Source organism: Mucilaginibacter rigui (genome assembly GCF_014773275.1).
Classification (GTDB): domain Bacteria; phylum Bacteroidota; class Bacteroidia; order Sphingobacteriales; family Sphingobacteriaceae; genus Mucilaginibacter; species Mucilaginibacter rigui_A.
Window position 1 is genome coordinate 267,410 of record NZ_JACWMW010000001.1, and the last position, 22,094, is coordinate 289,503.

The 22,094-nt window shown below is 45.1% G+C and carries 19 protein-coding genes; 8 read left to right on the forward strand and 11 right to left on the reverse strand.

The genetic code is table 11. From position 1 onward, the window contains the following. Positions 1 to 11 precede the first annotated feature (11 nt). From IDJ75_RS01190 to IDJ75_RS01220, 7 genes are all read left to right on the forward strand, one after another. Positions 12 to 683, forward strand: a complete 672-nt coding sequence (locus IDJ75_RS01190) for an NAD-dependent epimerase/dehydratase family protein (RefSeq protein WP_224746444.1) — start codon at positions 12 to 14, stop codon at positions 681 to 683. 214 nt (positions 684 to 897) lie between these two features. Continuing rightward, on the forward strand, positions 898 to 1,104 hold the full coding sequence (locus tag IDJ75_RS01195) for a Nif11-like leader peptide family natural product precursor (RefSeq protein ID WP_191173793.1): 207 nt from the start codon (positions 898 to 900) through the stop codon (positions 1,102 to 1,104). Between the two features lie 82 nt (positions 1,105 to 1,186). Further along, positions 1,187 to 3,988, forward strand: a complete 2,802-nt coding sequence (lanM, locus tag IDJ75_RS01200; RefSeq protein ID WP_191173794.1) for a type 2 lanthipeptide synthetase LanM — start codon at positions 1,187 to 1,189, stop codon at positions 3,986 to 3,988. An 80-nt stretch (positions 3,989 to 4,068) separates the two neighbouring features. Further along, positions 4,069 to 4,767 (forward strand): response regulator transcription factor, encoded by a 699-nt coding sequence (locus tag IDJ75_RS01205; RefSeq protein ID WP_191173795.1) that lies wholly within the window; start codon positions 4,069 to 4,071, stop codon positions 4,765 to 4,767. After that, a complete protein-coding gene (locus IDJ75_RS01210) occupies positions 4,751 to 6,109 on the forward strand; it encodes a sensor histidine kinase (RefSeq protein WP_191173796.1) in 1,359 nt (452 codons plus the stop codon). The genes IDJ75_RS01205 and IDJ75_RS01210 overlap by 17 nt, the downstream gene beginning before the upstream one ends. Positions 6,110 to 6,397: 288 nt before the next feature. Next, positions 6,398 to 6,889 (forward strand): hypothetical protein, encoded by a 492-nt coding sequence (locus IDJ75_RS01215; RefSeq protein WP_191173797.1) that lies wholly within the window; start codon positions 6,398 to 6,400, stop codon positions 6,887 to 6,889. 22 nt (positions 6,890 to 6,911) lie between these two features. Further along, the gene (locus IDJ75_RS01220) at positions 6,912 to 7,841 is read left to right on the forward strand and encodes a bestrophin family protein (RefSeq protein ID WP_191173798.1); all 930 of its coding nucleotides are present in this window, start codon (positions 6,912 to 6,914) and stop codon (positions 7,839 to 7,841) included. A gap of 88 nt (positions 7,842 to 7,929) precedes the next feature. Here the strand turns inward: IDJ75_RS01220 and IDJ75_RS01225 are convergent, their stop codons facing one another. From IDJ75_RS01225 to IDJ75_RS01235, 3 genes are all read right to left on the reverse strand, one after another. Continuing rightward, entirely contained in the window at positions 7,930 to 9,486 is a 1,557-nt protein-coding gene (locus tag IDJ75_RS01225; RefSeq protein ID WP_191173799.1) for a CotH kinase family protein, read from the reverse strand. 77 nt (positions 9,487 to 9,563) lie between these two features. Further along, entirely contained in the window at positions 9,564 to 11,222 is a 1,659-nt protein-coding gene (locus IDJ75_RS01230) for an FAD-dependent oxidoreductase (RefSeq protein WP_191173800.1), read from the reverse strand. Between the two features lie 9 nt (positions 11,223 to 11,231). Further along, positions 11,232 to 12,632, reverse strand: coding sequence for an ATP-binding protein (locus IDJ75_RS01235; protein WP_191173801.1), 1,401 nt, complete (start codon positions 12,630 to 12,632; stop codon positions 11,232 to 11,234). 471 nt (positions 12,633 to 13,103) lie between these two features. On the opposite strand from IDJ75_RS01235, the gene IDJ75_RS01240 reads away from it, so the two are divergent. Continuing rightward, on the forward strand, positions 13,104 to 14,630 hold the full coding sequence (locus IDJ75_RS01240) for a PAS domain-containing sensor histidine kinase (RefSeq protein WP_191173802.1): 1,527 nt from the start codon (positions 13,104 to 13,106) through the stop codon (positions 14,628 to 14,630). A 779-nt stretch (positions 14,631 to 15,409) separates the two neighbouring features. Here the strand turns inward: IDJ75_RS01240 and IDJ75_RS01245 are convergent. The 8 genes from IDJ75_RS01245 to IDJ75_RS01280 form a co-directional block, all read right to left on the reverse strand. Beyond that, positions 15,410 to 15,700, reverse strand: coding sequence for a hypothetical protein (locus tag IDJ75_RS01245; RefSeq protein WP_191173803.1), 291 nt, complete (start codon positions 15,698 to 15,700; stop codon positions 15,410 to 15,412). A 214-nt stretch (positions 15,701 to 15,914) separates the two neighbouring features. Beyond that, positions 15,915 to 17,045: a YXWGXW repeat-containing protein gene (locus tag IDJ75_RS01250; RefSeq protein WP_191173804.1), complete on the reverse strand. Its 1,131-nt coding sequence runs from the start codon at positions 17,043 to 17,045 to the stop codon at positions 15,915 to 15,917. A 197-nt stretch (positions 17,046 to 17,242) separates the two neighbouring features. Beyond that, positions 17,243 to 17,791, reverse strand: a complete 549-nt coding sequence (locus tag IDJ75_RS01255) for a hypothetical protein (protein ID WP_191173805.1) — start codon at positions 17,789 to 17,791, stop codon at positions 17,243 to 17,245. 500 nt (positions 17,792 to 18,291) lie between these two features. Next, the gene (locus IDJ75_RS01260; RefSeq protein WP_191173806.1) at positions 18,292 to 18,531 is read right to left on the reverse strand and encodes a hypothetical protein; all 240 of its coding nucleotides are present in this window, start codon (positions 18,529 to 18,531) and stop codon (positions 18,292 to 18,294) included. 222 nt (positions 18,532 to 18,753) lie between these two features. After that, a complete protein-coding gene (locus tag IDJ75_RS01265; RefSeq protein ID WP_191173807.1) occupies positions 18,754 to 19,311 on the reverse strand; it encodes a GNAT family N-acetyltransferase in 558 nt (185 codons plus the stop codon). 4 nt (positions 19,312 to 19,315) lie between these two features. Beyond that, entirely contained in the window at positions 19,316 to 19,690 is a 375-nt protein-coding gene (locus tag IDJ75_RS01270; RefSeq protein ID WP_191173808.1) for a cupin domain-containing protein, read from the reverse strand. A gap of 74 nt (positions 19,691 to 19,764) precedes the next feature. Continuing rightward, positions 19,765 to 20,352 (reverse strand): DUF1543 domain-containing protein, encoded by a 588-nt coding sequence (locus tag IDJ75_RS01275; protein WP_191173809.1) that lies wholly within the window; start codon positions 20,350 to 20,352, stop codon positions 19,765 to 19,767. Between the two features lie 9 nt (positions 20,353 to 20,361). After that, positions 20,362 to 22,071, reverse strand: coding sequence for an FAD/NAD(P)-binding protein (locus tag IDJ75_RS01280; RefSeq protein ID WP_191173810.1), 1,710 nt, complete (start codon positions 22,069 to 22,071; stop codon positions 20,362 to 20,364). Between the last annotated feature and the right edge of the window lie 23 nt (positions 22,072 to 22,094).

The window sequence follows — 22,094 nt, forward strand, 5'->3', positions numbered from 1 at the left end:
TTAAAAGTACCATGATGAATATACCAATAAGGGTTATAATAACAGGTACTACCGGTATGGTTGGCGAGGGCGTAATGCATCAATGCCTGCAGCACCCGGATGTAGAAGCTGTGCTGATCATCAACCGTAAGCCATCGGGTTATAAGCACCCGAAATTGACGGAGATTGTTCACGCTGACTTCTTCGACCTGATGCCTATTGAAGACCAGCTGGCAGGTTACAACGCCTGCTACTTTTGCCTTGGTATCTCATCAATAGGGGTAAGTAAGTTAGATTATTACAAAACCACGTACATACTTACCCTAAATGTTGCCCAAACATTGGTGCAGTATAACCCCGATATGACGTTTTGTTACGTATCCGGCGCGGGTACAGACAGTAAAGAGAAAGGCACCGGCTGGGCAGCAGTAAAAGGCAAAACCGAGAACGATTTGATGAAGCTACCCTTTTTACAGGTGTATGCTTTTAGGCCGGGGTTTATAAAACCTATTAAAGGCCTCACCAAAACACATGGCTTTTACAAATATATTAATTGGCTGTTCCCGGTTGGGCGTGCATTGTACCCCAAAGGCTTTGTTACTTTGCCAGAGCTGGCCCAGGCCATGATAACCGTTACCGAACAAGGCTATCACACCAAAGTAATAGAGGGTAAGGATATAATTACCCTTGGTAAACAATCCTAAGTAATCATGTAAATAATTAAAAGCCTTTGCAAAGAAAATTTGCAGGGGGTATTTTGCTTTTTGAGCTAAAGCACCTCTTGTTTTACGCAATATTTTAACCTTTATATAATAGGGTTTATCTCCCTGCATAAAAAGGGTTATTACAACCTATGAGAATTATTTAGGTGCCCATACCTTAGCATTGTTAATAAATACAAACCTAAACCTTATTACAATGTCACAAAAAAGTTTTTCTGAAGCTGTAAAGAGCGATGCTGCTTTACAAAGCGATCTTAACAAAGCGGTATCTGCAGCAATTGCAGAAGTAGCTAAAAAACATGGCGTATCTTTTTCTGATGCAGACCTTGGTAAAGGCCACAAAGCGGTTACAGGTAACGTAGGTTGCGTATCAACCGCCTGGACAGCCGTATGTACTGTTTGATCGCCCGTTGCAATAACATGCAAAGCAGAGCCTGCTTTGCATGTTATTTGTTTAAATACTATGAGATTTAACCCCCGGTAAATTGACAGATATAAATAATAGCAAAGCATCTGCCCGGCAAACATTGCCCTTTGGGCAACACATCAAAGCCATGCTGCAGGCCGGGTTGCAAAACCTGCCTGATGATGAGATCGAAGCGCTTTTAAAAAACCTGTCATCGGTGAGCAAATTTTGCTTTGACGAACATTTTTGCGACTTCGCAACAAAAACACACCCCTTCTTTAATATACTGCAATTAGTTGATCCGGCCTTTAAAAGTACCGATGATATAATGAATGATTATGATGATCATTTTTTTAATCATGGCGGGTTGGCCGGATTTTTAAAAAAATATCCATTGGTTAACACGTTGCAACAAGATATGCTGCAACAGCTAACCACATTTAAAACCGAATTACATAACCATATCCAAACGGATATGGATAATCTTTCAAAAATATTCAATAATAGTAGGCCAATCGGCATCCCGGTTAAAATAGATACAAACCAGGGCGATGTACACAATGGCGGCAAAAGCGCAGCTATTGTAGCATTTACAAGTGGTTTAAAAATAGTTTATAAACCGCGTAGCGGGGGCATGGATGTTGCCTTTAATACATTTATTAGTGAGGTTGCCGCAGAAACCGGTATTGGCCTGAAAACTCCACGGGTGCTTGATTGCGGCGATTATTTTTGGATGGAGTTTATTGAGCATTTGCCGGTAACAAATACTAATGAACTAACCGGATACTATACCGAATGTGGCGTGCTGCTGGCTATTGTGTTTTTGCTGGGCGGCACCGATTTTCATTTTGAGAATATTATAGCTCATGGTAAACACCCCGTGCTGATTGATCTGGAATGCCTGTTTGGTGCAACCGGCGAAATGCAGGAGGATATATTTAGCGTAAATAATACAGGCCTTGTACCCGCCAATATATATTTAGGCGGGCAGGATGCACCCATTGATAACAGTGGGTTTGGTGCCTGGGGTAAACAAATATCAGGCATCAACCGCTGGGTATGGGCAAATGCAGGTACCGATGCGCTTCGGCTTGAAAAACAAAAAGGGATATTTACAGCAGATAAAAATCAGCCTGTATATGATAGTAACGCGGTATCGCCCCAAAACTACCTTGCCGAAATTACAGGCGGTTTTAAACGGGCATGCAATTGGTTCATTACCAATAAAGATGTGTTAGATAAGCCGGGGTTTGCCTTCGGTAATTTTAAAAACAAGCCTGTAAGGGTGATCATGCGCTACACCATGAACTACCTTTTTATTATAGAAAACTCATTAAACGCCGATGCTTTATTATCTGAAGATGCGCGTAAAAAAGAAATATACCGGTCATTAAACGAATTCCCTACAGCAACCCTGCTGTTGCCTCAAACAAAAGCATTAGTTATTGATGCCGAGTTTGAAGCTATAAAGCGCATGAATGTGCCGCTTTTTACCGGGAATACATCAAAGCTCCACATCCGGGAATCGGGGGATTGCCCGGAGTGGGCTTTTTTTGAAATTACACCATACCAGTTCACCCTTAACCGCATTAAAAATTTCGATGCCGGTAAAATGGAGCAGCAGGTAAGTCTTATTACATCGGCTTTTGCAGCCCGCTATGGTAAGGTTCAGATCAACAGAGCCATGCAACCCGATAAAAACTTAATAAAGTACGGCAAGGCGTCAATACTTAACGAAACCCGGCTCATAGCATCCGGCATTGCAGCATCAGCCATAAAAAATAATAATACTTTTAGCTGGAACGGCTATACTGCCGATGCAGGCAATAAACTGGTGTTGGGGCAACTGAGCCCCATGCTGTATGATGGCTCATTGGGGATAGCTTGTTTTTTAAGTAGTGTGGATAGCGGTGCCAATAAGCAGTTGATAGATACTATTATAGCTGCCGAAGTAAAACGCGCCTGTAAAACTAATATGGGTATCTCTTTCGCCTCAGGAGTGGCAGGTTTGCTGTATACGTTGGTTAAAACCCATTGTGCTGATAATGATAACCTGCAAACAGCTATTAACCTGGCCCAGCTTGTAGGGCCGGCTGATATTAAAAAGGATACAAAATATGATATTATGGCGGGCTCGGCCGGCTTACTGTTAAGTCTAGCCCCCCTTTATAAAGCTTCGCACTCGGCAGATGTTTTAGAACTGATGGTTACTATAGCCCATCATTTATTGCAAGGCCGCGTTATTGACTCGGCCTCGCGGTCGTTAACCTGGCGCAGCGAACAGTTCGACAGGCCGCTCACCGGGTTCTCACATGGCGCATCGGGTATTGCCTGTGCATTGCTTACCTTATTTGACATTACCGGCATAGAAAAGTATAAACAGGCGTTTTATCAAGCGCTGCAATTTGAAAATTATTACCGCAATGCCGAACGTACTAATTGGTGCGACCTGCGCAAAACCGGTTACGATTGTAAAACTGCCTGGTGCCACGGTGCGCCGGGTATAGGCCTTGCACGCCTGCACGCCTACCATATTTTAAAGGATGAAGCGCTATTGCAAGATGTGGAGACTGCCCTTATTGCCACAAAAAAGCACTTGTTAAGTGATACCGATTTTTATTGCTGTGGCAACACAGGCCGGATAGATTTTTTGATAGAAGCAGCGATGGTACTGGGTAGGCCCGCCCTATTACAGGATGCCCGTAAAGCGCTGGTGGCGCTGCTTAATCGTAAGAATAACCGCGGGTGGTACCAAACGTATGATGTGGAGAACGTTGGGATGGAAAACCCATCATTGTTTAGGGGCACAGCAGGCATCGGATATACTTTGCTTAGGAGTATAAATCCGGATGAAGTGCCTTGTATTGGCTTATTAGCGTAATAATTTAAGCAATATTAAAGTTTTAAGGCTTAAAACATTTATTTTGGGCAAATGGTTATAGTTCCCATAGATCCAGCTAAATGAAAGTACTGCTTGTTGAAGACGAACCGGGCCTGGTATCGATAGTTGTACGCGGCTTAACAGAAGCCGGTATGGAAGTAAGTGTTGCCGCCGATGGGAATATGGCGCTGGAGATGGCACAAACCCACAGCTTTGATATTATTATACTGGATATTATGCTGCCCGGTATGAACGGGATACAGGTTTGTAAGGAGATTCGCAAACAGGACGATAGCGTTGCCATACTGATGCTTACTGCGTTAAGTAGTACCGAAAATATTGTTACCGGCCTAAACAGCGGTGCCGACGATTATCTGCCAAAACCCTTTAAATTTCCCGAACTTGAAGCACGCATCCGTACGCTGGTGCGCCGTAGTAAGGCGGGAAGTGCGCCAAAAAATGTGATCAGCATTGCGGGGCTGGAAATTGATACTGTATCAAAAACTGCTAAACGCAATAACAAAAACATAGCGCTTACAGCAACTGAATATCATCTGCTGGAATATTTTGCCAAAAACCAAAATATGGTGCTCTCCCGCATCCAGATACTGGAGAATGTTTGGGACATTGATTTTAACATGGGCACCAACGTGGTTGATGTTTATGTAAACTATTTGCGCAAGAAAATTGATAGCGGTTATGATGTTAAATTGATACATACCGTTTTTGGCATGGGCTATATTTTTAAGGAAGAAGCGTTAGATGAAACTTCAAACTAAAATAACATTACTGTTTGTTGCTATCTCAACAATAGGGTTGGTGTTGCTCAATGCTTCCATATTTTACTTTGTATCTGATTTTAGCTTCGAGGATTTTTTTAAACGCCTGGAAGCCCGGGTTAACCTTACTGCCGAAACAAATATTCATCCAGATAAAGAATCGGCTGCGTACAACCAGGTACGTACCCGATACCTGGAGAAACTGGCAAACGAGCAGGAATACATCATTAAACTGGATACTGCAAAGTTGCCCGCATACAAAAAGGTTGTAAACCTGCCTGATGAGTTTTATAACAGCATCATGGCTAATAAAAAAGCCCGTTATACCAAAGCCAACCACTTTTATGCCGGCAGCTTATTTAACAGCCGCAACGAAAAATATATTGTAATAGTTACCGCTACCGACCCATATGGCTTTAAAGAGCTTGAACTGTTAAAGCGGGTACTGCTTATCATCTTTATAGTATCTATAATCCTTACTTATGTAGCGGGTAAAATATTCTCGTACTACACCATTCAACCGGTGCGGGGTATCATCAAAAGCGTAAAAAACATAACAGCCAATAACCTGCATATGCGGCTGGATGATGTTACCGGCAAAGATGAGATTGCCGAACTGGTACTTACCTTTAACAACATGCTTACCCGGTTAGAGACGGCTTTTGAAACGCAGAACAATTTTGTAAGTAACGCCTCGCACGAGCTGCGCACACCGCTTACCATCATTAGCGGCGAAACGCAGTTGCTGTTAAAAGGTAACAAGGTTACCGACGAAGGCCGGGCAGCGGCTAAAAATATTTTGGCCGAAGCCGAAAAACTGGGACATATCCTGGCTGCCTTACTTGGCCTGGCGCAAACAGGTTTCGACGGAAAAAAACAAAACTGGCAAAGAATAAGGATAGACGAACTTGTAATAGACGTTGCAGATTCGGTGAAAAAGATAGACCGGGAAAGTGTGATAGATATCGATTTCTCGGCCCTGCCCGATGATGAACGCTTGCTTTACACCGAAGGCAATATTAACCTGCTGCAGTTGGCGATAAGTAACATTGTGTTAAATGCCTGCAAATATTCCAATAACCGCCCGGTAAATGTGCAGGTAACGGCAAGCAACGGGCGCATCCTTATCAAAGTTACTGACAAAGGCATCGGTATACCCGAGCATGAACAGCAACATATTTTCGAGCCATTCTTCAGGGCATCAAATACAAGCGATTTTCAGGGGCATGGCATCGGCTTACCACTTACCCTTAACATCATTCGGCTGCACAAAGGTACTATCGGTATCCGGTCGGAAGAGCAGGTAGGTACCGAGATCCAGATCAGCCTGCCCGTGGTGTAACTGCTGCTGCAGGCTTTCTGAAAAGGCCTTGCGGCGAGTGTTGGAACCTTTAATATTCAACTTTACCATTAATTCATCAAAGGCTTTCTTATAACTTTCTAATAAGTTGACTGTAATTATTAAAAATCACCATTCCTTTTAGTTTTATTGATTGATATACAGATGGTTAATTACCGTAAAATATTTTTTACTCTAACTAAATTCTAATAAGTCTCTTAATTCCTTTTAATGGGCGCGGGGTAGTATTGCATAAGTAAACAATTAAAGTTTAACCATTAACAAATACTTATGAAAACCATACTCATCCCAACCGACTACCAGGCATCATCGTTAGATTGTATCCACGCCGTTTGCAGGCAATTCAGGGAAGAAGACCTGAACTTGGTATTTGTACACGTTTTTAAATTAACAGATTCATTCAGCGATATCATAACGCTAAGCCGCCGCAGCCGCGAATATGAAAAGGTAAGCGACGAGTTTTACCGTTACTGCAATGTACTGCGCGCTCAGTATCCGCAGATCCGGAATATTAAGATCGACTTTTTATATGGCAGCAAGCTAAGCATGTTTAAGCAGTTTATTGAACACAACGAGGTAGATATGGTACTAAATACCGAAGACTGTGAATTTACGCAGATCCACCAGTCAAGTGTAGACCCGGCCTTGCTCATCAAACGCTCGGGCCTGCCGGTTATTAATGTGCCAAAAGGTGATTATGCCCGCATGATGCAACAGCAAGTTGCGGTTGCTGGTACCGAAGAAGAATTGTTAGAAGTATAATTAAATTAAACACACATTTGCCATGTTATTAAAAGAAAACATACCCGTAAAATACATCTTCGGGAAGATAAAAAAAGAGGTTATTATGGTTACGATTTATGCCGTACTAATAGCCATTATGTATAACAGCTTTCATTTTACGCGCATATCTATCCCTATTGCGGTACCAACTATTTTGGGTACGGTAATATCACTGTTGCTGGCGTTTAAATCAAACCAGGCGTACGACAGGTGGTGGGAGGCCCGCACGCTTTGGGGAGCCATAGTGAATGATACGCGCAGCCTTACCCGCCAGCTGTTAACTTTTGTTGATACACCTTATGCTGAGGACGAACAAAAAGCCTTTTGCGAGCGTGTAGCCAAACGCCAGGTAGCCTGGTGCCATAGCCTGAGCCGCCATCTGCGTAAAGAAGACCCGTTACAAGGGCTGGAGCGCCTAATCTCTGCGGAAGATATTGAGCATGTAAAACGTTATGCTAATATCCCGCTTGGATTGTTGGAATTGCAGGGCGCCGACCTGCGCGCTGCCTTTAAACTGGGCTGGATTACCGAATACCAGCAGGTTGCTATGGACGAAACCCTTACCCGTTTCAGTAACGAGATGGGCGGCTGCGAACGTATCAAGAACACGGTGTTCCCGGCTACCTACAGCGTTTATATCCACCTGTCGGTATTATTGTTTGTATTGCTGTTGCCTTTTGGGTTGATAGAGTTTTTTGGTGTAGTAGAAGTGCCGCTTGTTATCGCGATAGCCTCATCATTCTTTTTGATTGAGAATATGGCCATTCATCTGCAAGACCCATTTGAGAACAAACCAACCGATACGCCAACTACCACCATATCCCGCAATATTGAGCGCGATATTAAACAGATGCTAAAAGAGAATTACAAGCAGGAAGAGCCCGCTATTGGCGCATCATACAATAAAAATAAAGTGTTCTATATCCTCTAATTAGTTTCGTTGAGTGTTTTAATGAAAAGGCCGGTAACATTTGTTATCCGGCCTTTGTTATTTAGAAGCTCCGCTGTAGGATAGTTGTTTAATATTGTGCTATCTCTGCATCTATCCATGCAATGCGAGTTTTCAGGAAGCTTTTGGCATACGCTACTTCCATATCGTAATTGCCTAATACAACCGCGTTTGGCCAAACGTACTTATCCAGTATAGGCCAGGTAGTAAAGTTTTGCTTTTGCGATAGCTTAAGATATTCGGCATTCTCGTCAATATCTTTAAAGATAGCCTCTACCGCGGTATTGCGGATCTGGTTCCAACGCACTTTTATCTTACTCCTGAATTTAACATCTTTAAACAGGTTTATCATCCAGGTGGCATCGCGTATATACCAGTTGTTTGGATCTTTTGATACCGAATAGTCAACGTTACCGCTGCTCAGGTCAAAATCCCAAACGGGGCCCATACCCAGTTTGCCATTGCGGTCTTTATAATAAAATATGCTGCTAAAATCGCGGGCATCCTGGTTCTTAACCACTTCTTCGGCGAAAAACCAATTCATGAACGATTCTACGTTAATGTACTTGGCGTATCCGTTTACCGGGTCGTTAGCGTTTGGTGCAAACAGGGCGTCTTCGGTATCCTGCATATATTTTGATATGTATTCCAGCTGCTTCGGTGTAATGTCTTCCGGAGATTTAATGGTAAAAGGCAGGTTCTTTTTGGTAGTGAACCAATACTTTTCATCCTTTCGCTGGTCAAGCTCTAACAGGTAGCCGCCGGTAAGGGCATCACCAGCGTTATCACTGGCTGTCATTTCGGTAATGTTTACACGGTTCTCGTTTACCTCAACCTGGCTGGTAAGTAAGTAATTGCCCAGGATAACGCCATTCATCACTACCTCTACAAAGCGGCTCTCGGGTGCAAAATCAGAACCTATCCTGCGGGCAAACTCTAAAGCTATGCGGTTGCGCAACAAAGTTTTGTCGTCATAGTTGGCAAGCAGTACCCAGTTTTTGGCAGCAGGCATGCCCAGCATAGCGGCCTTATTATCAAACTTTAAGCGGTAGGGCTTTTTAGGGAAGTTTGACCAGGTAGAATTACCCCTGCCTTTAATTTTTAGCGTGATGTTTGTTTTTTCCTGCTCAAAGCGGTTATTGGCATCAACCACAAGAGAGCCGGTTACATAATTATCTTTAGATACTACCGGGCTGCTTGTTGTTAAGTACAAGATAGGGATGCCGGTAAATACACTAACCGAAAACTTATAATCGCGCTTAGTGCCTTTGGCCGATGTAAGCGTATAGGTTATAGGCTTACGCAGATCAACAGCGGTTTTGCCGCTAATCTGTATGGTATCGTTTTTGGTGACAGTTGAATTTATTGTGGTAAAGGTTACAATCAGCTTTTTGGTAAGCTTCGTAGATTGCGGTATTGTTGCAGAGATTTGGTCGTCTTTTATCGAACAAATAATATCAGTGGTAACAACACCCGGGTTGTTTTTAGCCTCAAGCTTTACCGAAACAAACGATACGCTATCAGGTGCAACAACTGGCGGTATGGGCTGCGGTTTTAGTGTTATTTCTTTTTTGCACGCCGCAACAACAATTATCAGGAACAGGAATAGTATATATTTTTTAACCATAGTAAACTAAAAAGGACGCGAAGATACTAATTAGCAGTTACTTATAGTTAATAAAATTTCAAAAAAACGAGGTGTGTTTACACCTCGTTTAAATATTTATGTACAAAACTAATAGCCATTGAGCCTTCGCCTACGGCAGATGCAACGCGGTTCATGGCGCCGGCGCGTACATCGCCCGCGGCAAAAATACCGGGGCAGCTGGTTTCCAGCAGGTAAGGGTCGCGGTTGGCTTTCCACACCTTTTCAAAATCGCTGCAAAGGTTAAGGTCGCGGCCGGTTTCAATAAACCCCTTGTTGTTGGTGATGATATCCTTGCAAAGCCAGTCGGTATAAGGTTTGGCACCGATAAAAATGTACAGCGCGTCGGCCTCAACGGTTTTGCTTTCTTTGGTGTTCAGATCTTGTATCACCAATTGCTGCAGGTTAGTATCGCCAATGGCTTCGGTTATCTCGCTGCAGGGCATCAGTTTAATGTTGCTTTGCGTTCCCAATTGATCGATAAGGTATGACGACATGGTTTCGGCCAGGCTTTCCTTCCGGATAAGAATAAACACCTCTTTGGCAAATTTAGACAGGTACATAGCCGCCTGCCCGGCAGAGTTACCGCCACCTACCACGTAAACGTGCTTATCCTTGCATGATGCAGCCTCCGTCATGGCGGCGCCGTAGTAAATGCCTGCGCCCGTAAATTTATCAATCCCCGTGGTATTAAGTTGCCGGTAATCAACCCCGGTGGTTATCACAACTGCTTTAGTAATTACCTCGTTGCCATCATCCAATAGTAGTGTTTTATAATTGTCTTTTAGTTTGATCTCTGTTACAGCCTGCGGCGACAAAAAATCGGTACCAAAACGTGCCGACTGGGTGATAGCCCTGCGCGTAAGATCGGCCCCGCTCAATCCCGCCGGGAAACCCAGGTAATTCTCTATGCGCGAACTGGTGCCTGCCTGCCCGCCGGGGGCCTTTTTTTCTATCAATAAAGTTTTTAACCCTTCTGATGAGCCATATACAGAGGCTGCCAAACCAGCAGGCCCGGCACCAATAATCACCACATCATAAAGCTCGTTCTTGGCTTCCTGGTTAAGGCCAATTTTGGCGGCAATATCTTTTACAGCAGGGGTTTTTAGCAGGGTGCCATCGGCAAAAATAATAGCGGGCAGGTCCCTGGCATCCAAATTGTTTAGTTTGATAGCTTTTTTGGCTTCTTCGGTATTGGCATCCAGCCACAGGTAGGGCACAAGGTATCCCGACAGGAACTCCTTAATATCGTGCGATTTTGGCGAGTACTGGTAACCTATTACTTTTATCCCCCTAAAATCGGGGCGGTAATGGCCCTGCCAGTCTTCCAGCAGGTCGGTAAGTATAGGGTATAGTTTTTCCTCGGGTGGGTCCCAGGGCTTTGTTAAATAGTAATCAAGCTTTACATCATTGATGGCTTTGATGGCAGCATCGGTATCGGCATAAGCGGTTAATAAAACGCGCTTGGCATTAGGGAAAAATTCGGTGGTGCGGCACAAAAAGTCAACACCCTCCATTTCGGGCATGCGCTGGTCGCTCAGGAAAAGCGCTACCACTTCGCCTTTATTTTTTAGCTCCAGCAGGCTATCCAACGCCTCTTTTACCGACGCCGTGCTCAGGATGCGGTAATCCTGCCGGTAATGGTTTTTAAGGTCGCGGCTAATGGCACGCAGTACTTGCTGGTCGTCGTCAATTACAAATATGATAGGTTGGTCCATGTTGTTGTCTTAATTATCTGTTAGGGGGAAACAAACGGTAAATTCGGTATTGCCGGGTACCGATGTTACTTTTACGGTGCCATTATGCTGGCGGATGATGCGGGTAACCACATCCAAACCAAGGCCGGTGCCTTTGCCCATATCCTTAGTGGTGAAAAAGGGATCAAACACCCGCGACTGGATCTCCTCAGGGATGCCGGTGCCGTTATCTTTGATATAAACGCATACAAAATGCCTGTCCAACTGGGTGCGGATCTCCAGCGTACCGCTACCGTTTGGCTCCATGGCATCAATGGCATTGTCGATAATGTTTGTCCATACCTGGTTAAGTTCGCCGGCAAGGGCTTTTACCTGGGGCAGGTTAAGGTCGAAATCTTCGACCACCTGAATGTTACCTTTGCGCATCTTATAGTTGAGCATGGTAAGCGTGTTGCGAAGGCCTGCATGGATATCAAGCAGCTGCTTATCGGTGTCCCTGTCCATATGGGTGAAGGTTTTTACCGAGCTCACCAGTTCCGAGATACGGGTCGATGATTCGCGGATATCCGACACCATTTTTTCCTGCAGTAGGTAATTGTTCATCCAGGCCAACACTACATCCAATTGCGGCGATGGCGTACAGCTGTGCAGGTGTTCCAGGTCGGCAGGGCCGAAGCTGAACTCGGCGAAGTTTTCGGCAATATCATAATCCTTGATACCGTGCTCAGTCAGCCAGTCGGCAAGGTCGTCTTCCGCGTCGGCACGCTGCATCATGTTGAGCATGGGGCGGTCGGTTTGCTGTGTTTTGCTGATCAGTATCTGGTTTATCTTATCCAGTTTTTCGGGGGCGATGTTTAGCGCAGCCACCTCTTTAAAAAGAGCGGGAAGGCGCTTTACCTGGTCGTGCAGAAGGGAAGCGCCCCTGCTGATAGCCGATGCCGGGTTATTTAGCTCATGCGCCAAACCTGCCGACAACTTACCGAGGGCAAACATTTTTTCGTTTTGCTGCTGCTGCGAGGTAAAATCGCGCACACGGCTGGTCATGGTGTGTACCATGGCGGCAGTAAGTTCGTAATGTAGTTTTATAGCCTCGTGGATCTTGGCTTTAGCAACCCTGAACATGCGGCATTTCTCGATAGCTTCGCCGTAGCCAAAGGTGTTTGTGGCACGGCTAAAAGGCAGGTAGCCGGTAATAGCTTCGGGTTTTATTACTACAATTTCGCGTAGTTTGCCGTTTTGTTCGGCGCAGATGCGCATGCGGCCCTCTATCATAAACAAGGTCCTGTCTAAAGGCTCGCCTTTTTCAAAAACGCGGGTACCTTCCTCCACCTCAATGGTTTCGCCGTTGGCCAGCAGCCATTCCAACTGCTCATCGGGTACGGTTTGCAGGGCGGGGATGGCCTTTAATTCGTCTAAAGTTACGTTCTTCATGGCGCAGGGTGAAATGTTATACAAGTATAAAGGTTATTGCGGATTGCGGCAAACAAGAAAAGGGGAGAACCCTAAAGTTAAAACCTAATAAATGTCAGTGATACGGTTTTGTTCACGTTCACACCACATGAACAAGGTGAACGCCCGTTAATTGCTGATAGTGAGCTGGTTGTATTTTTTGGTGACCGGTTAATGTCAGCAGGGTTTTTGAAGCTTAAGTAAACGCTTTTCAATCGCCTTTTTTCGCCCTTCATTCGCCCCAAAGGGGATGAAAAAAATAAATTATTTCCTGTAAAAACAACGGTTTACTGCATCAGCGCCCGTTGTATGAGTAATAATGAATAAACTGAACAGCTGTAAACCGGTTTAAGCATTAGGAAAAATATTACCTAATGCTTAATATAGGGTGCTGAATTATAAGACCAAATTAAACCTTAATTTACTGAAAGGCCGTGCAAATCAAAATCGCAAATGAAAAGTGTTGATGAGAAGCTATTTCACCTGCTGGTAAGTAGCGTGAAAGATTATTCGATTGTACTGATAGACCCCAATGGCCATGTGCTGAGCTGGAACGAGGGTGCCGAGCATATAAAGGGTTATAAGGCCCATGAAGTGATAGGCCGCCATATCTCTATATTTTATAAGCAGGACGATAACGAGCGCCTGCAACTGCGCCACAACCTTAACCAGGCATTAAAAAACGGTATGTACGAGTCGGAAGGGTGGCGGGTACGTAAGGATGGCAGCGTTTTTTGGGCTAACGTGGTTTTTACCACGTTGTATAATGATGCCGGCCACCTCATTGGTTTTGCCAAGGTTACCCGCGATATAACCGGGCAAAAACTTAACGAACAAAAGGCGGCTGATGAAAACGCCCGGCTGGAACGGCAACTAAAGGCAAATACCGACAAGATCATTGCCAATGAAGTGCGTTTCCGTGAACTGATTGAACATAGCTATGACGGTTACTCACTTTTTAACCGTGATATGAAGACCATATACCGCAGCCGTTCATCTGAAAGAATAAACGGGTGGACCTATACCGACCGCGAGGCCGAGAACATTATGGCTATATTACACCCCGACGATGTACCCCTGATGCAAAAGGGCCTGCCCGAATTACTGGAACACCCCGAAAAAACTATCCTGTTCACCGTTCGTATCAGGCATAAACTGGGGCATTATATATGGGTGCAGGGCATTTTTACCAACATGCTTGCCGATAAGCACATCGGCGCCATTATTTGCAATTTCCGCGATATTACCGAACAGAAGAAGGCGGAAGAGGAGCGCGAGAAAATGACTGCCGACCTGCTGCGCCGTAACCAGGACCTGGAGCAATTTGCCTATATGGTATCGCATAACCTGCGTGCGCCGGTGGCTAATATTGCCGGTTTAAATACGCTATTGCAGGATAACGAACCCGATGCTGCCGAACACGAACATACCCTGCAGGCGCTTGCCCGGTCGGTAAACCACCTGGACCAGGTGATCATCGATATGAATAATATACTGCAGGTGGGCAGCGCTGCAAACCAGCAGTATGAGGTGGTATCTATCCCGGTGCTGATTGAAGACATCATGGAAGGCATCCGCTGCATGGCTAACGAAAGTAACCTAACCATCCACCAAAATCTGCACCCGGGCGGCGAGGTGCGTACCATAAAAAGCTACCTGTACAGTATATTGCAAAACCTTATTGTTAACAGTATAAAATACCGCCGCACCGGTACCAACCCTGTAATTAACATCAGCAGTCACCTGACCGGTAAACAGCTTACCCTGCGCTTTGAAGACAACGGTAAGGGGATTGACCTGTACAAATACGGCAGCCAGGTTTTTGGGCCCTACAAACGGTTCGACCAAAGTGTTGACGGCAAAGGCCTCGGCCTGTTTATGGTAAAAACCCAAACCGAACGCATGGGTGGGACTATCAAAATAGAAAGTGAAGTAGGCGTAGGGACAACGTTTGTGATTACGTTACCTGTGGAGGAATAATAGGTGATGTAAGCTGAAAGCTTACTATGTTTTGGGACGAAGTTGAAAACTTCGACCAGTGGGGGCTTAACCACCTTGTCATTTCGATGAGCAGTGCGTGGAATTGCGGAGTGGGGTGAAGAGAAATCTTGTTCAGTATGCAAAGTTCGTCACTTACCTCTCGAACAAGATTCCTCCTAGCTGTGTCAGTCTGAGCCTGTCGAAGACCTGTACGCTTTGCAAATGGTTCGACAAGCTCACCATGACAGGTATGCAAAGTTCGCCACTTACCTCTCGAACAAGATTCCTCCTCGCTACGCTTGTTCGGAATGACAGAGGGTAAAAGAAGTGTGTCAGTCTGAGCCTGTCGAAGACCTGTACGTTTTGCAAATGGTTCGACAGGCTCACCATGACAGCGGGCAACAGGGCGCGGATTTATGTTACCTAAACCGGATAACAGCGGATACAGGCTTTGCGCATAAGGCCCGGGCAGTATGAGCGGATAGCGGGGCTATCTTGACACAAGTACTACTGCAAGTGCTTTTCAAAAAAATGTCGCTTGGCTATTAACTCACCCGGTCATTGCTTCGCCCGACCACCCTCTCTTCGCTGCGCGGAAAGAGGGGTTTGATTTGCAAATTGCTTTTCTCTTCACCCTCTTTGCGGAGCAGAGAGGGCGACCAGCGTAGCGTAGTCGGGGTGAGTAAACTGTGCGCTTACAAGGCTGATGTTGTCATGGTGAGCCTGTCGAACCATTAACGAAGCGCATGCGTCTTCGACAAGTTCAGACTGACAGAACCTTATCCTCTCGCCCTGCCTCTGCCGTTCTCAATAGCTGCTTTAATTTCTTTGGCGTCGCTTTTTGAGAAACCGTGGGCTTCAACTTTGTTACCGTTATGGTAAAAGCGAATGGTAGAGTAACCGATAAGCGGGGTATCTATCTCAACCGCCGAAATGCTATCGTAAGCCACAGAAGTTTCGTCGCCGCTGAACAGGCCGGGAATTTTGATAGTGATGCCGGTAGGTTCAACAATGATCTGCGTGGGAAAAAGTTTATTACCTTCTGACAGGCGTGATGCGGTGTATTTCATGATGGGGTATGGATTAAAAAACTATATAACGTTATTGGGTGCAAGGTATTATTTTTAAAGATAGCGTGTAACATCGAATACCAAATATTCAATGCCTATTCATAAAAAACAAGCGAAAGAGGATATCTCCCCTTCCGCTTGCCTGTATTATTAAACTGAACAATGGTGGCATTGTAAGGGCCTCTTTAAAGAGACACAGCAATGCTATCATCTGTTATTTTTCTCGCGGTTGTTTTTCACGGGCTCTTTCGGCGTGTTGCGCGGGCTGCCTTATCTGCCTTGCCGGTTGGGCCTTAATCATTTTTACGGGTTGGGGCTTGTTCACGGCATACTTTGGTTGTTTTGGCCTTGCCGCAACAGGGCTCATTACATCAGGTCTTTTAGCCATATTGTCGCCTGGCTGGTTTGCGCGGTTTTTAACTGCGGCTATTTTTGCAGGCCTTGCTGTAGCCGGGTTTACCGCATCGGTTTTTTTAGCAGCATTATCAATTTGCTGGTTAGCGTCGTTTTTATCCGCGGCTATTTTTGCAGGCCTTGTTGTAGCCGGGTTTACCGCATCAGTTTTTTTAGCAGCATTATCAATTTGCTGGTTAGCGTCGTTTTTAACTGCGGCTATTTTTGCAGGCCTGCCTTTTTGGCCAAAGCCATCGCCATTAACTTTATTATAGGCTGTTACAGCAGGTTTGCCCTGGTTTGCCGAAACGTGCTGACTGCGGTTGGCCATTGCTGCCTGCTGGTGCGAAAGCTGGTCGGGAGTGGGTTGCACATGTTTTTCTTTCATGGCGGCCAGTTCTTCGGGCCGTGGTTTTGCGGTAATGCCGCCTTTGCCATTAAAGCTTGAACGGTTATTAATTGTAGTGCTATTGTTAACAATAACGGTATTATCAATATAAGTATTTTTAACTATCGTTTTATTAACGTTAACCACAGCGGTGTTGTAGTTAAATGAGTTACCTACCCAGCGGCCACCACCGTAGCCCGAGCCGCTGTAACCATAACCATAATTAACCCCACCATAAAAACCAACACGGGTGCCCCAATACCCGGGATGAAAGCTGTAGATGTTGCCATTGTACGCCCAGTAACCGGGTGTCCATAAATAATGAGGGCGCGGCGGGCTTACCCAAACGCCCGGTACCCAGTAATAATCGCCCATATTATTATCATACGCCCAATAGCCGGGTACCCACAAATAGCCATCAACGGGGCAAACCGGTTGTGTATAAACCGGTAGCGCGGGCGGGGCTATATTAATAGATAAGCTTACGTTAACCTGTGCAAATAACTTTGATGATGACACTAAAACTAATGCCAGCATAAAAAAACCTTTGATTACCTTTTTCATAATATGATTGTTTACAGGTATGACAAAGTGAACACGGATAAGTTAGGCCAAAGGCATTAGAATTAGATTAGAGTTTTGTAACTGGTTATGATGATGTTTGGATAAAAAAGCAAGCGAAAGAGCCCCCCCTTCCGCTTGCATTACTAAAAACTGATCAATGATGGATCTGCTAATTTTAAATAACTAAACGCCACTCATTAATCATTACCTGTAGGGATTAATTTCCACATAAATTTATCGGTAGGCTCGGGTGCCTCAAAACGGATCTCGGTTGGCAGGTTGGGGCTGAACACAAAGCTGCGCAGGGCGTCGCCATTGTAAAAAGTGCTTTTAATATACCATTGTTTGGCACCGGGCGCTGCAACTATCCTGAAGCTTGTACCCGGGCCGGCAGGGCCTATCATTGGTGTATGGTCTTTAACTGCGTGTGGCTGAAAGTACATGTTATCGGTACCGGCCAGGCGCATGGTATAACTGATCCCCTTTTTACTTTTGTACTGTTTTACTTCCCATTTTTGGGTGCCGCTGCCACTGTAGGGCTGTAAAAATACATTTTGGGCAAGGGTGGGCTGCCATGGGGTAAGTGCTTTTGAGTTATTTACAATAAAGTAGGTTCCGCTGGGCAGGGGCAGGGTATTATTAATAGCGGCGGGCATTTGCATGCTTTGGCCTATAGTTTTCATTTGGCTACAGGCCGATATAGCCAGGGTAAGCAGCACAGCGATGGATAACTTTAACGTTTTCATGGCAGGTGTTTGTTTTGTTTGATACAAGTTTAACAACCTGATGAATACGAGGTTATGCAAATGAGCGGAGCAGGGTTTGCAGATTAGTGAAGGCCGTGTTTTAAAGAGGGAATGTTATCTCCGGGGCGGGCGGATGGGGCGGGTTCGTTCTAATAATATCCTGGGAAAGAGTGGTTATCTTTGGTTCCTCGTCATCCTGTTTTTCATCTCACTAAACCAGTTTGTAAAATTTATAGTCGCAGTGGTAGCATTTATATCTTTTAAACGGCAGCCAAAATAACAACGTTTTAAGAATGGGGTTACGATGGATGCGCTGCCCATGTGTTTACTGCAGGCAGGGGATGTCCCTTTCAAAATGTTCTGTTTGGTGTTTCGCGGTATTTATTGATACAACCAACATGGCAGGTTTTATTGGCAATAGCCGCACTACCTAATATTGTATTAAGCTTTTAATGGGTTACACGGTATTTTTGCTAAGTGTGAAAATAGTACACGCTAAATTAAAACGACAGTCTGTTACGCCTCTGCAGGATGGCATCTATGCGTTTGCCAATAGCGTTGAGCACATGTTGGTCTAAAAAGTCTTCGTTGCGCTGCATCCATTCGCTGCCCATTTTAAAAAGCATGGCGGCTTTGCCATCGGCGAATTTTACGTTCCAAACATGCCAGGTTTTAAAATAGGCACTTGTAATTTCAATAAGGTGTGCTGTTCCATCGGGCAGTTTAATTTTGTGTTTCATAGCTTGTAGTTGTGAGTCGATGTCATATAGAGACGTTAGAAAACACGCTATTATTGTTTAAAGTTTGTCGTTAAATTGTCTGTAAATGCGTTTTAAAGCTAAAGGATTAATTATCAAGCCATAAAAAAATTGGTAACATTTATATGCTGATTATCCTGTGATAGGTTGCCTTTAAGTTGCTATCAACAGGCAATTACAATAATAGGTGCCGGGGCGGCTTATTTAGTTTAACCGATACTGCAAATGCTCATGAACGCCACCCAGTAAAGCCTTATCGCCCTTAACCTCGAAACCCAGATCGGTATACAGCTTTTTGGCCTTGTCGTTACCTTTGCTAACCAGCAGGCCAACTGTTTGGTGGTTAAGTTCGGCAGCACGTTTAAACAAGGCGTTGATAAGTCTTTTAGCTATGCCTTTACCCTGATGGCCCGGGTTTACCGCCAGGCAATCAATATAATATTCGCCGGGTTGGGTCTCGTCTTCGGGCTGGCCGGTAAAACCAAGTTGGGTAGTGGTATACTGAAGGAACGGGCTGCGCAACTCATCCAGCTTTGCGCCGTCATAAGCCATGATCATTCCGCAAACTTCATCTGCTTCATCACAAACCAAAATATTGGTGTAGCTGTATTGATTGCCGGTTAGGGCAACAAAGCGCTCAAACAGATCCAGTTGTATTTGCTCGTTGCTGTTATTGGCAAATTTGGCTGCCAGCTTGCCCATAGCCAGTATAATAAGGCGTGCTATAGCGGGTGCGTCGGTGGGTTGGGCGGGGCGTATCATCGTTTTATTTTTCTATTTGGCCCTCGTCGGGGATGAAATTTATCTGGTGCGATGGGTCGAACGGGACGTACACCCGTTTCCAGGGTTCGTCGTCAATCAGTTTCCATTTGTGGGCGGTGCCGGTTGTATCTAACGCTATCAGGATCTCGCCGGGTTTTACAATAAAAGTTTCGCCGGGTAGGGTTTCAAATTCAAGCGTGCCCGATAGGGTGATCACATATTGCTCGGCAGGGGCGTTGTGCCAATCATAAAACGAGTGCGGCGGCGATTCCTGAAACCTGATGGAAGATGCCTGGTTAAAAACACCTTCGTTTACTGTTCCCGTTTGTACGTGCGAGTGGCCATCATGGCCGGTATATAGTTTATAAGCTTTTATCATTAGGGATATTATAATGCCGCTAAACTAATATATACCGCTTACATAACTGTTATGGCGGTGTAATATCTACGCCATTAAAGCTTATCCAGCCTAAAGTACCCCAAATGGACCTCGTCTTCGGGCAGTCCATCTGCGGGGGTTATCGCTATGTGGTATTGAGCTTTCATCGCCGGGCTTAGCATCTCATCTATCCGATAAATATCATCCACATCAATACCGTATTTATCATCAATATGCGAGTTGGCACCCTTTACCCCTGCAATGGTATTCTCGCGGAAAAACACCGTTTTTTTGGCTGCCTGGATGGCCAGCGCGCGGTCGTTTTTTACGGTTAGCACCACGTAATGCTGCTCTTCAAGTTTGCCGCTTTGGTAGCCACCCAGGTTAATGAAAAATAATTTGTTTGGCGAAGTAGTGTCAGCTTCTGCTTTAGGTATCACTTTTATGCTGTAACCTTCAACGGCGTTCACCTCGCGCCAGCCATCAATATGCAGGTTTGCACTGGTGCCGCGCCAAAAGGCTTTTATATCGGGTATGAGGTCTTTTAAAGTGGCGGCTATCCCAAAGAAATAGTCGTGCTGCTCTACATGCCTGCCGGGGGCTTTAGAGCCTAAAAGTAACATGTAAAGCTTTAGGCTTTGTGCCGGTGTATCCTGGTTCATGCTATGTTATCAAGTTTTAAAAATGCTTTCCGCGATGGTATCCGAAGCCCTCTCGCAAAAATCAAGCCCCGAGTAATCGGGGTTGTAGCCGCCAATATACGGCACAGCCATTACATAAAGGCGGTTGGTAACCTCGCCAAGCCCGGCTACAGGTTGAAAATCATCATTGATGGTAATACCCGGCACTTTTAAATAGTATTTGCCTTCATCTTCTGTCACGGTGTGTTTATTGTGCTGCATGGCTTTTTTGCCACTGGCGGCATCCCTGAATTTTAGTTTAGCAGGAGAAATGACATGCGCAACCCTAAGGCTTTCATACGGAAAATCATCATAAGAGAGGTGCGGCTGGCCCGAACAATCAACATAGGTTTTATAGTGCGTTGATTGTTTTTTACCGTTTCCGTCTATATAATAATAATTGGCTCCACCTTTTCTGTCGGGCTCTGCGTCGCTATCGTTACCTACGTCAACCAGTTCAAGCAGGCCGGCATCATGCAGTGCAAAAAACTCTTCGCACGAGCTTTGGGGGATGTAGGCAATTACAATAGAGATAAGCGGTAGCAGCGTTTTCTGTAACCGCTGCATATCCTCGGCCGAAAAGTGTTTGGCAGGGTAGTTCATGGCAAAACTTAAAACGCCCAGCATTTCCTTCCAATAAATAGATTCGTGCTTTTTAATGGAACGGGCAGCTTCTTCGTATTCAACCTTCATCAGCTCAAACGGGTCGGCTTGTTCACGCAGCGCCATCATGGCACCCACAAACTCCTCCATACCCATGTTTTTTATATAATCGTAAAACACGGGTTGTTTTTGGCGGATGGGGTCTTTGAAATCCTTTTCAAAAATAAAATCGAGAGAAAGGAAGCCATTATTACCTTTAATATGTGCTTCTATTTCATCATCTGTTAATAACGAGTCATTCTGCAGGTGCGAATCCTCCAGGTGAAACCTAACGGCGGGCAGCATACCGTGGCGCGAATGCATTACTATTTTAAACCCTTCGCTGTTGGGCGATAGCTGATAAATAAGTTTGCCGGCTTTATTTTTAAAATATACCCCATTATGGCGGGCAAGGGTGCGTACGGCATCAACCGCTGTAAGCGATGCTCCTTTTATGGCAACTGCATGGTTTAACTGTAAACCCAGCTTTGTTGGTGGGTAAGGCGAATCGAACCAACCGGGTACCTTGCCCTCGTGTTTTACAGGCCAGTTGTGCCCGGTGCAAATAACGGCTTGCTCAAATTCGAACGATGAGCCACCCGCAATTTTAACGCGTACCAGGTTTTGTTCGGGCAGGTCTATAATGTCGGTTACGGGGCTGTTGTAATGGATAGTATATTCAATGCCTGCCTCATCTGCTTTTTGTTGTAACAGGGCAAATTGGGCTGCAAGGTATTGGCCAAACAGCAGGCGTGGCAGTACTTTATAATCGTTAAATAGTTCGGGGGTGATACTAAACTTGTCAAGTAGTGCTTTCGGTGCTGTTTTTATCCATTCGGCAATAGAGGTAACCAACTCAGGGATCTCGTTACCGGATACATTGGTGATATGCTCAGTACCCGCACCTTCGGTGCTGTAGGGCATGCCGGCGCCTAATTCCTGTTTTTTTTCAAAAACAGCTATGGCGATATCCGTGCGGCCGGCATCAACCAGGCGTTTAAACATGAACAATCCGCTTGGGCCTCCGCCCAGTATGGCAATACGTTTTTTATTTTTCAATTTATTGGATCACGTTTAGCGTG